A 12,176-nucleotide genomic window follows, 5' to 3' on the forward strand; every position below is an offset into this window, starting at 1 on the left:
GGCACCGGGCGCGCTCGCCGCTGCGTGGATCGCGCCCGATGCGCTTACAACTCCGATGCGGCTGTAATCAGCGTGGCTTCGAGGGCAAGCGTCGAACGCGATGCGGCCGCCGGCCGGTCGATCACGTATTCGAGTTCGCCGAGTTCGGGCAGCCCGGCCTCGAGCCGCGCGAGCCCGGCCGGGATCACGTAGCCGGCGAACGCGCTGACGCCGAGCCCCGCGCTTGCGGCGGCACGCAACACCGCGACGCTGCTGCTCACGACCGCGATCCGGTAAGGGCGCCCGACGGCTTCGAGCGATTCGAGCACGCGGCGGCGCGACACGCTCGGTTCCGGATGCATCGCAAGCGGCAGCACGGTCTCGTGGCCGGTGATCCGCGAATCGGGGCCCGTGCACCAGTACAGCGGCTCGCTGCGGATCACGCGGCCGCGCCGGCTGCCGGCGATGCGCTTCGCGAACACGAGATCGTGCCGCCCTTCGTCGAGCGCGTCGAACAGGTCGCCCGACAGCCCGGTCGAGATCGCGAGCTCGACTTCCGGATTGCGCTGCACGAAGCTCGCGAGCGCGGCGGTCAGGTGTGCCGACGCGAAATCCTCCGACATCGCGAGCCGCACCTTGCCCGACAGCGGCGGCCCGCACACCGACGTGACGGCTTCGTCCATCAGCTCGAGGATGCGCACCGCGTAGCGGAACAGCGCATCGCCGTGCTGCGACAGGTGCACGTTGCGCGTGTCGCGCTCGAACAGCGGCCGGTCGAGCAGCTCCTCGAGGCGGCGGATATGCTGGCTGACGGTCGACTGCGACAGGCTCACGCGCTCGGACGCGGCGGTGAAGCTGCCGGACTGGGCGACGGCGACGAAGCTGCGCAGCAGCTCGGGCGGTAACGGACGCATTGCTAAATCCACTGAATCGGTTTCGACAACTTCATAAATGGCCGGATTTTGCGGCGCTAGTATCGGATCACGCCCCGGTGCGGCCCGCAACGGGGCGTACCGGACGCGTAGCCCGCGTCGTGCCGGCGGCTGCTTCGTTCAGTCTAAGGCATCCGGCGTCCGGCCCGAAACCGCATCATCCCATCGACCGCCCGAGAACGTGCCCGCATGACGGGTCGCCGGGCCGCGGCGCACCGCCGCAGGAGACACGCCCGGCACGGAATCGGCGGGCAAGGTTCGGCTCCTGCTGGCGGCAATGCGCCCGTCACGAAGAGACTGGAGACGACTCATGATCATCTACGGAACCGCGCTGCTGGCGTTCTGCCACCTGGCCGGATTGTTCCTCGGCGACCTGCTCGGCGGCGCGATCGGCGTGAAGACCAACGTCGGCGGCGTCGGCATCGCGATGCTGCTGCTGATCTGCCTGCGCCTCTGGCTGCACCGGCGCGGCTGGCTGCCGAAGGAGACCGAGGCCGGCGTCGGTTTCTGGGGCGCGATGTACATCCCCGTCGTGGTCGCGATGGCCGCGAACCAGAACGTCGTCGCGGCGCTGAAGGGCGGCCCCGTCGCGCTGCTGGCCGCCGTCGGCGCGGTCGCGATCTGCGCATGCTGCATCGCGGTACTCGTGCGCACCGGGCGCGACGACACGGCCTTCGCGGGCGTGCCGCAATTCGAAGAACAGTGACGGAGGCCGCCATGCTGCAGATGCTCGAAAAAACTGTCGCCCACAACGGGCTCGTCGCGTCGTTCGCGCTGGTCGGCCTGATCATGTGGCTGTCGTCGATCGCGTCGCGCAAGCTCACGTTCGGCCGTGTGCACGGCTCCGCGATCGCGATCGTGATCGGCCTCGCGCTGGCGTACGTCGGCGGCGCCTTCACCGGCGGCGAGAAGGGGATCGCCGACGTGCCGCTGTTCGCGGGCGTCGGCCTGATGGGCGGCGCGATGCTGCGCGATTTCGCGATCGTCGCGACCGCGTTCGAAGTACAGCCGACCGAGGCGCGCAAGGCCGGGCTCGTCGGCGTCGTGTCGCTGCTGCTCGGCACCGTGCTGCCGTTCATCGTCGGTGCGTGCATCGCGCGCGCGTTCGGCTATACCGACGCGGTCAGCATGACGACCATCGGCGCGGGCGCCGTCACCTACATCGTCGGCCCGGTCACGGGCGCGGCGATCGGCGCAAGCTCCGACGTGATCGCGCTCAGCATCGCGACCGGGCTCGTCAAGGCGATCATCGTGATGGTCGGCACGCCGGTTGCGGCCAACTTCATGGGCCTGAAGACGCCGCGTTCCGCGATGATTTTCGGCGGCCTGGCCGGCACCGTCAGCGGCGTGAGCGCGGGGCTCGCCGCGACCGACCGCCGGCTCGTCCCGTACGGTGCGCTCGTCGCGACGTTCCATACGGGCGTCGGCTGTCTGCTCGGCCCGTCGGTGCTGTTCTTCACGACGCGCGCGCTGGTCGGCGCCTAGGCCCGGACGATGGGCGGCCCGAGTGCGGGCCGCATCCATCGCCGCGTCCTCTGAGTCGCATTCGTCAACATCATCAATCGGCGGCGGCGCCAGGCTTAGAATGCCGCTGAACCATCGAAGCGGGAGAACTGTTCATGACGGGATGGAATCACGCGCGGCAGGCGCGCGATGCACGGCTCGCGGCCGGCGCGGTGTACGCGCAGGGCAAGCGGGTCGATGCGCGCGACACCGTGGCGTTGCTCGAAGCGGTGCTGCGGCCCGGCGACCGCGTCTGCCTCGAAGGCGACAACCAGAAGCAGGCCGACCTGCTCGCGACGGCGCTCGCCGACGTCGACAGCGCGAAGATCCACGACCTGCACATGGTGCAGTCGGGCGTCGTGCTGCCCGAGCATCTCGACGTGTTCGAGCGCGGCATCGCGAAGCGTCTCGACTTCGCGTATTCGGGCCCGCAGTCGCAGCGGATCGCGAAACTGCTGTTCGGCGGCAAGATCGCGCTCGGCGCGGTGCACACCTATCTCGAACTGTTCGCACGCTACTTCATCGACCTCACGCCGCAGGTCGCGCTGATCGCTGCGGTCAGCGCCGATCGCGACGGCAACCTGTACACCGGCCCGAACACCGAAGATACGCCCACCGTCGTCGAGGCCACCGCGTTCAAGGACGGCGTCGTGATCGCGCAGGTCGACCGTATCGTCGACAAGGTGCCGCGCGTCGACATCCCGGGCGACCGCGTGCATTTCGTCGTCGAGGCCGGCCGGCCGTTCTACGTCGAGCCGCTGTTCACGCGCGATCCGGCCGCGATCACCGAAACGCAGATCCTCACCGCGATGCTCGCGATCAAGGGCATCTACGAGCCGTACGGCATCAAGCGCCTGAACCACGGGATCGGCTTCAACACGGCCGCGATCGAGCTGCTGCTGCCGACCTACGGCGAGAAGCTCGGGCTGAAAGGCAAGGTCTGCTCGCACTGGGCGCTCAATCCGCACCCGACGCTGATTCCCGCGATCGAGTCGGGCTGGGTCGAGCAGATCCATTGCTTCGGCTCGGAAGTCGGGATGGACGACTACATCCGCGCGCGTTCCGACATCTGGTTCACCGGCCCCGACGGGTCGCTGCGCTCGAACCGTGCGTTCTGCCAGACGGCCGGCCTCTATGCGTGCGACATGTTCATCGGCTCGACGCTGCAGATCGACCTGTCCGGCCATTCGTCGACGGTCACGGCCGAGCGCATTGCCGGTTTCGGCGGCGCGCCGAACATGGGCAGCGACGCGCGCGGCCGGCGCCATCCGAGCGAGCCGTGGCTGAAGGCCGGCGCGGAAGCCGACCCCGACACGCCGGCGGCGCTCAGGCGCGGCCGCAAGCTCGTCGTGCAGATCGGCGAGACGTTCGGCGACAAGAACGTGCCGATGTTCGTCGAGAAGCTCGACGCGCTGAAGCTCGCCGACAAGCTGCAGCTCGACCTCGCGCCGATCATGGTCTACGGCGACGACGTCACGCACATCGTCACCGAGGAAGGGATCGCGAACCTGCTGATGTGCCGCGACAAGGACGAACGCGAGCACGCGATCCGCGGCGTCGCCGGCTATACCGAGATCGGCCGCGGCCGCGACCGGAAAATGGTCGAGCGGCTGCGCGAGCGCGGCGTGATCCGCCGCCCGGAGGATCTCGGCATCGATCCGCTCGACGCCGATCGCCGCTGGCTCGCCGCGCGTTCGATCAAGGATCTCGTGCACTGGTCGGGCGGGCTCTATGCGCCGCCGGCCCGGTTCCGCAACTGGTAAGGACAAGGGCATGGAACAGTTGAACTATCGCTTCACCGCGCGCGAACGCGCGAAGGGCGAGCAGGCCGCGGCGCTCGTCGGCGTGGTGGCATCCGGCAATCTCGAAGTGCTCGTCGAGCGCGTGCTGCCGGGCAACGAATGCGAGATCGACATCCGCACGGCGGCGGTCGGGTTCGGCGCGGTGTGGCAGGCCGTCGTCACGGATTTCGTCGAGCGGCGCACACCGGGCGGTTTGAAGCTGTCGATCAATGACGGCGGCGCGCGGCCCGACATGGTGTCGCTGCGGCTCGCACAGGCGGTGCGAGCGATCGAGGGAGACGCGCAATGAACACCCCCCACGCTCACATCCATTCGCTGCCCCCCGAGGGGGCCGGTGCCTCCCCAGGGGCGGAGGCGCCGAACGACGTGATCCACGACGCACCGGCGTTCGTCGCGAACGCCGCGAGCTGGTACGAAGCGTCGGCGCGGCAGCGCATCGACGGGCTGCTCGACGCCGGCAGTTTCAGTGAATTCCTCGGTCCGGCCGAGCGCGTGACGAGCCCGCACTTGCCGCTGTTCGACCTGCCGCAGCAGTTCGACGACGGGATGGTGGTCGGCCACGGCCGGCTCGACGGCCAGCCGGTGTTCGTCGCCGCGCAGGAAGGCCGCTTCATGGGCGGCGCGTTCGGCGAAGTGCACGGCGCGAAGCTCACCGGGCTGCTGCGTGCCGCGCGCGAAACCGGCAAGCCGGTGCTGATCCTGTTCGATACGGGTGGCGTGCGGCTGCAGGAAGCGAACGCGGGCGAACTCGCGATCGCCGAGATCATGCGCGCGCTCGTCGAAGCGCGCACGGCCGGCGTGCCGGTGATCGGGCTGATCGGCGGGCGCGCGGGCTGCTATGGCGGCGGCGGGTTGCTCGCCGCGTGCTGCTCGGCGCTCGCAGTATCGGAGCAGGGCCGCATCAGCGTGTCGGGCCCCGAAGTGATCGAGACCAATCGCGGCGTCGAGGAATTCGATGCGAAGGACCGCGCGCTGATCTGGCGCACGATGGGCGGCAAGCACCGGCGGCTGATCGGCGGCGCGGATCGCTACGTGGCCGACACGCCCGATGCGTTCCGTGCGGTGGCGCTCGAGCTGATCGGCCGCGCGCCGAAATTCGATGCGGCAATGCTGCGCGCGGAACAGGCGCGCCTCGAAGCGCGTGTCGAGCGATTCGGTGCATGCAACGATGCACTCGACGTGTGGCGTGCGCTGGGCGCATCGGCGCCGGAAGCGATTCCGGGGATGCCGGACGATGCCTTCGCCGCGCTCGCGGACCAACTGCAGGAGAGCCCGCATGACGCTCGATGAATTACTGAATTCACTGTTCCCGCAAGGCCATTGGATCGCCCGTGACGGCGGCCTGCTGACCGGCCACGCGGAGCTGGCCGGCACGCGCGTCGACGTGATCGGCGTCGCCGACCGTTTGCCGTTCGGCATCGACGAGGCGCTGACGCTCGCGGCGCGTGTGCTCGACACGATCGCGCGCGGCGGCGACACGCCGATCCTCGTGCTGGTCGACAGCGATAGCCAGCGGATGAGCAAGCGCGACGAACTGCTCGGCCTGAACGAAGGGCTGTCGCATCTCGCGAAGTGCCTGATGCACGCGGATCTCGCCGGGCATCGGACGATCGGCGTGCTGTACGGCCACACGGCCGCGGGCGCGTTCATCGCGACCGCGCTCGCAACCCGCACGCTGCTCGCGGTGCCGGGCGCCGAGCCGGAGGTGATGGACCTGCCGTCGATGTCGCGCGTGACCAAGCTGCCGATCGACGTGCTGAAGGAGATGTCGCGCTCGACACCGGTGTTCGCGCCGGGGCTCGACAATCTCGTGAAGATGGGCGCTGTCGACGCCGTGCTCGATCCGGCCCGCGCGCTCGACGCGCAGGTCGGCGAATGGCTCGGCAAGCCGGCCGACCGCGTCGACCGTCGTGCGTCACGCGGCCGGCCGGTTGCCGCCGATGTCGCCCAGCGCGTCGAGGCACTCGCGCGTGCCGCACGTTGAGCTGCCGCTGCGCCGCCACACGCTCGTCACGCTGACGGCGGCGGGGTGGGGCGCGGCATTCGCGCGCGATCCCGCGCTCGCGGCCGATCCGTTCGTGCGCGCGTGGGCCGAACGCGGCTGGCCGCTGATCGTGCGCCGCGCGTCGCCCGACGAGGCCGACGCCGGCCGTGTGCCGCTCGGCCTGCCGTTGCCGCCTTCGGCGGGCAAGCGGCGCATCGCGCTGAACGCGGCTGCCGACGCGCTCGCGACGGTCGGGCCGCTGCCCGCGCTGTCCGACGTGCTAGCCGCCGCGCCCGACGCATGGCATGCCGCGTTGCGCGAACTCGATGCACTCGGCGCGCGTTGCGGCGTGCAGTGCCGCGTGTTCGGCAGCCTCGCATGGCAGGCGCTGACGGGCGAGCGCTACCTGGGCGAATCGTCCGATCTCGACATCGTGTTCCCGCTGCCGGACGCCGCATCGATCGCGCCGCTGCTCGACGGCCTCGCGGCAATCGACGCGCGCGCGCCGATGCGCATCGACGGCGAACTGCTGCGCGACGACGGCGCGGGCGTCAACTGGCGCGAACTGCATGCGCGGCATCCGGAAGTCGCGGTCAAGACCGCGATCGCCGTCGAACTGATGGCGGCCGGCGCCTTCACCGGAGGCATGCGATGAGCGCATGGGCTGTCTGCCGCGTAACGGCGGCGTCCGAAGCCGAGCGCATCGCCGAATTGGCCGAGCGCAGCCTCGTGCTCGAAATCGAGACTTATCCGAAGCCGGGGCTCGTCAGTCTCGTCGACACCGGCAGCCACACCGACATGGATGCCGCGACGTTCGCCCGCAGCGCCGCTGTGCTGCGGCCGTACTTCGCCGAGTTGGCCGACGCGGGCGCACGCGATGCGGACATGGCCGTGCTGCGCAAGATCGGCCTGCGCGCCGAGCATGCGATGCTCGCCGCGACCGGCGGCGTCAATACGCATCGCGGCGCGATCTTCGGGCTCGGGCTGCTGTGTGCGGCCGCGGGCCGGCGCGCGACGCCGGGAACCATGCCGGCAGGAATGACGCTCGGTGCGTTCGTCTCGCGCCGCTGGGGAGCCGATATCCTCGGCGGCCCGCGCTTGCCCAACAGCCACGGCGAACGTGCGAGCCGTCGCTACGGCGTGGGCGGCGCACGTCGCGAGGCGGCTGACGGTTTCACGACCGTCTACGCGATCGGGCTGCCCGCGCTGCGCCGCGCGCAGCGTGACCTGCCTGGTGATCCGGAGGCTGCGCGCGTCGCTGCGTGCTTCGCGCTGATCGCCGCGCTCGACGATACGAACCTGCTGCACCGGGGCGGACAGGCCGGCCTCGACTTCGCGCGGGCGACCGCACGCGCGTTCGTCGCACGTGGCGGCGTGCGTGCGTGCGACTGGCGGCTGCGCGCGGCCGCTGCGCATCGGGCGTTCGTGGCGCGGCGGCTGAGCCCGGGCGGCGCGGCCGACCTGCTCGCGATGAGCGTCTTCGTCGATGCGCTCGAAGCGGACGGGGACGAAAAATGACGCTGGCCATCCTCTGTTCGGGACAGGGCGCGCAGCGCGCGGACATGTTCGACCTGACTGGCACCGCGCCGCAGGCTGACGCGCTGTTCGCGCACGCCGGCCGGCTCCTCGGCGACGATCCGCGGGCCTGGGTCCGACAGGCGGGGCCGGACGCGCTGCGCGAAAACCGTGCCGCGCAGATTCTCTGCACGGTCCAGGCGCTCGCCGCCGCCGCGCTGCTCGACGCGGTGTGGCCGCGCCGGCGCTGCGTCGCCGGCTACAGCGTCGGCGAAGTCGCGTCGTGGAGCGTCGCGGGGATGATCGAGCCGGACGCCGCGCTCGACCTGGCCGATGCGCGTGCGCGCGCGATGGACGCTGCAAGCGGCGGCGACGAGCGCATGGTGTTCGTCCGCGGCCTGACGCGCACGCAACTCGCGCAGTTGTGCGACGGCCGCGACGCGGCGATCGCGATCGCGAACCCCGGCGACGCGTTCGTGGTCGCGGGGCGGCAGGCCGATGTCGATGCCGTGGCCGACGATGCGTCGCGCGCCGGCGCGCTGCGCGTCGCGCCCGTCTGCGTGCGGATCGCGTCGCACACGCGCCGGCTCGCCGCGGCCGTGCCGGTGTTTCGCGCGTCGCTCGCCGCGACTGACGTGCGGCGGCCGCTGCCCGGCACGCGGCTGTTTTCGGGGATCGATGGCACATCGGTGCTCGACGTCGACGCAGGCCTCGACAAGCTTGCGCGGCAGGTCGCGGAGCCGGTCGAGTGGGCGGCCTGTCTTGCCGCCTGCGTGGAGGCCGGTGCGACCGCGTTCCTCGAGCTCGGTCCCGGCCGTGCGCTGGCGGAGATGGCTGGCGGTGCCTATCCGGCGCTGCCGGCGCGCAGCCTCGCGGATTTCCGTTCCGTCGATGGCGTGGCGAGCTGGCTCGCACGCGTCGCGGCGGGCTGATCGACAGCGTGAAAAGCGGGCTGTAACCCGTTCGCCGGGCACCGGTTTTGCGCTGTGTGTTGCGCCGGCGCAGCAGCATCGCAGCCGGTGCTTGCCACGCGAATTGGCGTCGCTACAATGGCGCCCGCCATGAGACCAGCCGCCTTCCTTCTCGCCGCGCTTTGCTGCGCGGCGAGCGCCCACGCCAGCCAGATTCCGTCCGACGCCGCATCGGTCGGCACATACTTTTCGTATGACAATGCAGCGGCCGACGCGACCGTCGACCTGATCGGCCAGGCCCAACGCCGGGTGCTGCTGGCAGGCTATGCGCACGTGCCGCCGGCGGTCGCGAGCGCGCTGCGCGCGGCCCGCGCGCGCGGGGTCGAGGTGCGTGTCGTGCTCGTGCGTTCGCCGCGCGCGGGCAGATACAGCGGCGCGGGCTATCTGAAATCCTCGGGTATCGACGTGGCGATCGATTCGCGGCACGGCGATCCCGCGCCGCGCTTCGTGATCGTCGACGACAGCGTCGCGCTGACGACGCTGTCCGAAGGCGCAGCCGCGCATGCGGAAACGGTGAACGTGTTCCAGCGCGCGCCCGAGCTTGCGCAATCCTATGCGCAGTCGTTCTGGCGGCTGTACCGGCAGGCCGGCGGCCTCTGACCCTTTCCGTCGGCGTCGCGCGCGCCGGTGTGACCCTGCTTGCATCGGTGCGGCCGATGAACCATGCTCGTTGACAGGCGCCGGCGCGGGTTTCGCGCATCCGGCGCAACGGCAGGGAGCCGATCGTGTTCGAGTGTTTTGCCGATCGCGCCGATGCCGGCCGCCAGCTGGCCGTCGCATTGGGCGATTACGCGGGGCGTGGCAATGTCGTCGTGCTCGCGTTGCCGCGCGGCGGCGTGCCCGTCGCGTATCCGGTCGCTTGTGCGCTGCACGCGCCGCTCGACGTGCTGGTCGTGCGCAAGCTCGGCGTGCCGTACGATCCCGAGCTCGCAATGGGCGCGATCGCGACGGGCGGTGCGATTCATCTGCAGCGTTCGGTGCTCCGCTCGATGAACGTGTCCGACGCGCAGCTCGCCGACGTGATCGCGCGCGAGACCGCCGAACTGCATCGGCGCGAAGCGCTGTATCGCGGTGCCGCACCGCCGTTGCCGGTCGAAGGGCGCATCGCGATCGTCATCGACGACGGCGTCGCGACCGGCGCATCGATGCGTGTCGCGCTGCAGGCGTTGCGCGAGCGTCATCCGGCGCGGATCATCGCGGCTGCCCCGGTCGCGCCGGCGGGCACGCGCCATGTGTTCGACGATCTGGCCGATGCGTTTGTCACCGTGACGCTGCCGCTGCCGTTCTTCGGGATCAGCCAGTTCTACGCGCGCTTCGAGCAGACGAGCGACGACGAGGTCCGCGCTTTGCTCGACGCGGCAAGGCGCTGATTCGCGATCACGTCCGCCTGGTGCGGTGCGGGCGAGGGCGGCGGGTTTCGGCCCACGCGAACACGCGCTGCAGCATCGGATGGACATCCCCGTGCCAGCGCGCCCCGGTAAACAGCCCGTAGTGATCGCAGTCGTCGATGTCGATGCGGTAGCGCTCGTCGTCGGCGAGGCCGCTGCACAGGTCGAGTGCCGCGTGCGTCTGGCCGGCGCCCGTGACCTTGTCGCATGCGCCTTCGACGGTCAGCAGCGCGACGTCGCGCAACGCCGCCGGCTCGACGCGCTGGCCGCCCACGTCCCACGTGCCGAGCGCAAGGCTCATGCGCTGGAACACGATGTCGACCGTATCGAGGAAATATTCGGCCGGCATGTCGAGCAGCGCCGTGTATTCGAGCAGCGCACGCCGCGCGCCGGCGAGCCCGGTCATGTCGAAGCGCGACGCGGCCAGCGCGTACGCCTCGATCAGCGACAGGAAGCGCTGCGGGTACACGAGCGCGATCTCGCCCTGCTGCAGATAGGTCGGAAACACGTGGCGGCCGTGCCCCGCGAAGCCGGGCGGCACGACGTCGATCAGGTGGCGGCGGCACCAGCCGAGCGAATGGGCGGCAGCGGCGGTGCCGAGTGCGCTCGGATTGCGGCGCGCGTCAAGCGGGCCGCCGATCAGCGTGACGCTCGCGGGCGGTGGGAGGCCGCGCGCCGCGCGTAGCGCGAGCGCGCCAAGCACCGGCACGGTCGCCTGGCACACGGCGACGACATGCAGCGGCCGGTCGTCGGGCGCGAGCCCGTCGACGAAGCCGTCGAGCGTCGCGACATACTCGTCGAGCCCGAAGCGGCCCGATGCGAGCGGCACGTCGCGCGCGTTGCGCCAGTCGGTCACGCAGACGTCGCCGTCCGCGAGCAGCGTCTCGACGGTTTCCCGCATCATCACGGCCGCATGCCCGGCGAGCGGCGCGCACAGCAGCACCGTGCGCCGCGCATCGGCGCGCGTGAAACGCCGCAGGTCGCAGAACGGCGTGCGCGCGACCACGCGCTCGCCGAGCGCCGGCCATCCGATATCGAAGCGCGGGGGGCCGTCCGGCGGCCCGAGCAGCGGCTCGAACAGGTCGTCATAGCACGACGACGCGGCGTGCGGCAGCGTGGCCGCGGGCCACGCGTCGAACGCGTGCCGCGTCGCCGCGCGCCAGGCGCGCATCCATTCCCGCTGCTGCTCGACGAGGGCATACCACATGGCGAACCTTGGGGCGGAAGGGGTGTGAACTTGCATTATGGTCACTGTGGCCGGACAGCGTGAGCCCGGCGCGTGACTGGCGGATGCGCATCGAGCGCACGGACGCGAGGGCCGGCCGTGCACGTTCCGTCATTGCGGCAAACGCGTTCGTGGCGCCGGCGCCCGCGCCCGCCCGTTGCTGCCGGGAACGGGCCCTAGGCGATACCGCGCGACGCTGCTACAGTCGTCGATCCCATTCCCCTCAAGCGGAGCGTTCGCGATGAAGCTGATCGGCATGCTGGATTCCCCGTTCGTGCGTCGGGTCGCCATTTCGGCGAAGCTGCTCGACCTCCCGTTCGAACACGAGTCGATCTCGGTGTTCCGTCATTTCGAGCAGTTCAGGGCGATCAACCCGGTCGTCAAGGCACCGACGCTCGTGACCGACGACGGCGCGACGCTGCTCGATTCGTCGCTGATCGTCGACTATCTCGATCATCGGGTCGCGCCCGAACGGCGCCTGCTGCCCGATGCCGCCGATGCACGGCTGCGCGTACTCGTGCCGGTCGGCTTCGCGCTGGCGGCTGCCGAGAAGACCGTGCAGGTCGTCTACGAGCAGTCGCTGCGTCCGGCCGACAAACAGCATGCGCCGTGGCTCGAGCGCGTGCTGAGCCAGATCGAGGGCGCATACGGCGCGCTGGAGCCGCTCGTCGCGGCCGCGAACGGCTGGTTCGGTGGTACGCGCCTGCTGCAGTCCGACGTGACGGTCGCAGTGGCATGGCGTTTCACGCAGTTCATGGCGGCCGACTACCCGGTGCTCGCGCGGATCGATCCGGCCCGTTATCCGGCACTGGCCGCGCACTCGGCGCGGGCGGAAGCGCTGCCGGCGTTCGTCGAAACGCCGCTCGTCTAGGCGTCG

14 protein-coding genes are annotated in these 12,176 nt (G+C 70.8%); 12 read left to right on the plus strand and 2 right to left on the minus strand.

Annotation, left to right across the window (positions count from 1 at the left end):
- Window positions 1-44 precede the first annotated feature (44 nt).
- Entirely contained in the window at window positions 45-893 is an 849-nt protein-coding gene (locus tag BCEP18194_RS12150; RefSeq protein ID WP_011351575.1) for a LysR substrate-binding domain-containing protein, read from the minus strand.
- A 328-nt stretch (window positions 894-1,221) separates the two neighbouring features.
- Between BCEP18194_RS12150 and madL the strand changes: the two genes are divergently transcribed.
- The 11 genes from madL (at window position 1,222) to BCEP18194_RS12205 (ending at window position 10,056) form a co-directional block, all read left to right on the plus strand.
- The gene (gene madL, locus BCEP18194_RS12155) at window positions 1,222-1,617 is read left to right on the plus strand and encodes a malonate transporter subunit MadL (protein ID WP_011351576.1); all 396 of its coding nucleotides are present in this window, start codon (window positions 1,222-1,224) and stop codon (window positions 1,615-1,617) included.
- A gap of 11 nt (window positions 1,618-1,628) precedes the next feature.
- On the plus strand, window positions 1,629-2,396 hold the full coding sequence (gene madM, locus BCEP18194_RS12160) for a malonate transporter subunit MadM (RefSeq protein ID WP_011351577.1): 768 nt from the start codon (window positions 1,629-1,631) through the stop codon (window positions 2,394-2,396).
- A gap of 134 nt (window positions 2,397-2,530) precedes the next feature.
- The gene (mdcA, locus tag BCEP18194_RS12165; protein ID WP_011351578.1) at window positions 2,531-4,177 is read left to right on the plus strand and encodes a malonate decarboxylase subunit alpha; all 1,647 of its coding nucleotides are present in this window, start codon (window positions 2,531-2,533) and stop codon (window positions 4,175-4,177) included.
- A gap of 10 nt (window positions 4,178-4,187) precedes the next feature.
- The gene (mdcC, locus tag BCEP18194_RS12170) at window positions 4,188-4,505 is read left to right on the plus strand and encodes a malonate decarboxylase acyl carrier protein (RefSeq protein ID WP_011351579.1); all 318 of its coding nucleotides are present in this window, start codon (window positions 4,188-4,190) and stop codon (window positions 4,503-4,505) included.
- Entirely contained in the window at window positions 4,502-5,506 is a 1,005-nt protein-coding gene (locus BCEP18194_RS12175; RefSeq protein ID WP_011351580.1) for a biotin-independent malonate decarboxylase subunit beta, read from the plus strand. The genes mdcC and BCEP18194_RS12175 overlap by 4 nt, the downstream gene beginning before the upstream one ends.
- Entirely contained in the window at window positions 5,493-6,200 is a 708-nt protein-coding gene (gene mdcE / locus BCEP18194_RS12180; RefSeq protein ID WP_011351581.1) for a biotin-independent malonate decarboxylase subunit gamma, read from the plus strand. Before BCEP18194_RS12175 ends, mdcE begins: the two co-directional genes overlap by 14 nt.
- On the plus strand, window positions 6,187-6,855 hold the full coding sequence (gene mdcG / locus BCEP18194_RS12185) for a malonate decarboxylase holo-[acyl-carrier-protein] synthase (protein WP_041493046.1): 669 nt from the start codon (window positions 6,187-6,189) through the stop codon (window positions 6,853-6,855). The genes mdcE and mdcG overlap by 14 nt, the downstream gene beginning before the upstream one ends.
- Window positions 6,852-7,718 (plus strand): triphosphoribosyl-dephospho-CoA synthase MdcB, encoded by an 867-nt coding sequence (gene mdcB, locus BCEP18194_RS12190; protein ID WP_011351583.1) that lies wholly within the window; start codon window positions 6,852-6,854, stop codon window positions 7,716-7,718. Before mdcG ends, mdcB begins: the two co-directional genes overlap by 4 nt.
- A complete protein-coding gene (gene mdcH, locus BCEP18194_RS12195) occupies window positions 7,715-8,647 on the plus strand; it encodes a malonate decarboxylase subunit epsilon (RefSeq protein ID WP_011351584.1) in 933 nt (310 codons plus the stop codon). Before mdcB ends, mdcH begins: the two co-directional genes overlap by 4 nt.
- A 117-nt stretch (window positions 8,648-8,764) precedes the next feature.
- Complete coding sequence (locus BCEP18194_RS12200) at window positions 8,765-9,286, plus strand: phospholipase D-like domain-containing protein (RefSeq protein ID WP_011351585.1); 522 nt, start codon at window positions 8,765-8,767, stop codon at window positions 9,284-9,286.
- 125 nt (window positions 9,287-9,411) lie between these two features.
- Window positions 9,412-10,056, plus strand: a complete 645-nt coding sequence (locus BCEP18194_RS12205) for a phosphoribosyltransferase (protein WP_011351586.1) — start codon at window positions 9,412-9,414, stop codon at window positions 10,054-10,056.
- A gap of 7 nt (window positions 10,057-10,063) precedes the next feature.
- Here BCEP18194_RS12205 and phaZ read toward each other — a convergent pair whose 3' ends face one another.
- Window positions 10,064-11,281 carry a polyhydroxyalkanoate depolymerase gene (phaZ, locus tag BCEP18194_RS12210; protein WP_041492796.1) on the minus strand — a complete coding sequence of 406 codons (1,218 nt, stop codon included), beginning with the start codon at window positions 11,279-11,281 and terminating at the stop codon, window positions 10,064-10,066.
- A gap of 259 nt (window positions 11,282-11,540) precedes the next feature.
- Here phaZ and BCEP18194_RS12215 point away from each other — a divergent pair, with 259 nt between their 5' ends.
- Window positions 11,541-12,170 (plus strand): glutathione S-transferase family protein, encoded by a 630-nt coding sequence (locus BCEP18194_RS12215; RefSeq protein ID WP_011351588.1) that lies wholly within the window; start codon window positions 11,541-11,543, stop codon window positions 12,168-12,170.
- Window positions 12,171-12,176 lie beyond the last annotated feature (6 nt).

This window comes from Burkholderia lata (genome assembly GCF_000012945.1).
GTDB lineage: Bacteria > Pseudomonadota > Gammaproteobacteria > Burkholderiales > Burkholderiaceae > Burkholderia > Burkholderia lata.

What these genes read in the sequence shown, in the direction of transcription:
- BCEP18194_RS12150 (WP_011351575.1), bottom strand. Translation starts at nt 893, where the DNA reads ATGCGTCCGTTACCGCCCGAGCTGCTGCGCAGCTTCGTCGCCGTCGCC.
- madL (WP_011351576.1), top strand. Translation starts at nt 1,222, where the DNA reads ATGATCATCTACGGAACCGCGCTGCTGGCGTTCTGCCACCTGGCCGGA.
- madM (WP_011351577.1), top strand. Translation starts at nt 1,629, where the DNA reads ATGCTGCAGATGCTCGAAAAAACTGTCGCCCACAACGGGCTCGTCGCG.
- mdcA (WP_011351578.1), top strand. Translation starts at nt 2,531, where the DNA reads ATGACGGGATGGAATCACGCGCGGCAGGCGCGCGATGCACGGCTCGCG.
- mdcC (WP_011351579.1), top strand. Translation starts at nt 4,188, where the DNA reads ATGGAACAGTTGAACTATCGCTTCACCGCGCGCGAACGCGCGAAGGGC.
- BCEP18194_RS12175 (WP_011351580.1), top strand. Translation starts at nt 4,502, where the DNA reads ATGAACACCCCCCACGCTCACATCCATTCGCTGCCCCCCGAGGGGGCC.
- mdcE (WP_011351581.1), top strand. Translation starts at nt 5,493, where the DNA reads ATGACGCTCGATGAATTACTGAATTCACTGTTCCCGCAAGGCCATTGG.
- mdcB (WP_011351583.1), top strand. Translation starts at nt 6,852, where the DNA reads ATGAGCGCATGGGCTGTCTGCCGCGTAACGGCGGCGTCCGAAGCCGAG.
- mdcH (WP_011351584.1), top strand. Translation starts at nt 7,715, where the DNA reads ATGACGCTGGCCATCCTCTGTTCGGGACAGGGCGCGCAGCGCGCGGAC.
- BCEP18194_RS12200 (WP_011351585.1), top strand. Translation starts at nt 8,765, where the DNA reads ATGGCGCCCGCCATGAGACCAGCCGCCTTCCTTCTCGCCGCGCTTTGC.
- phaZ (WP_041492796.1), bottom strand. Translation starts at nt 11,281, where the DNA reads ATGTGGTATGCCCTCGTCGAGCAGCAGCGGGAATGGATGCGCGCCTGG.
- BCEP18194_RS12215 (WP_011351588.1), top strand. Translation starts at nt 11,541, where the DNA reads ATGAAGCTGATCGGCATGCTGGATTCCCCGTTCGTGCGTCGGGTCGCC.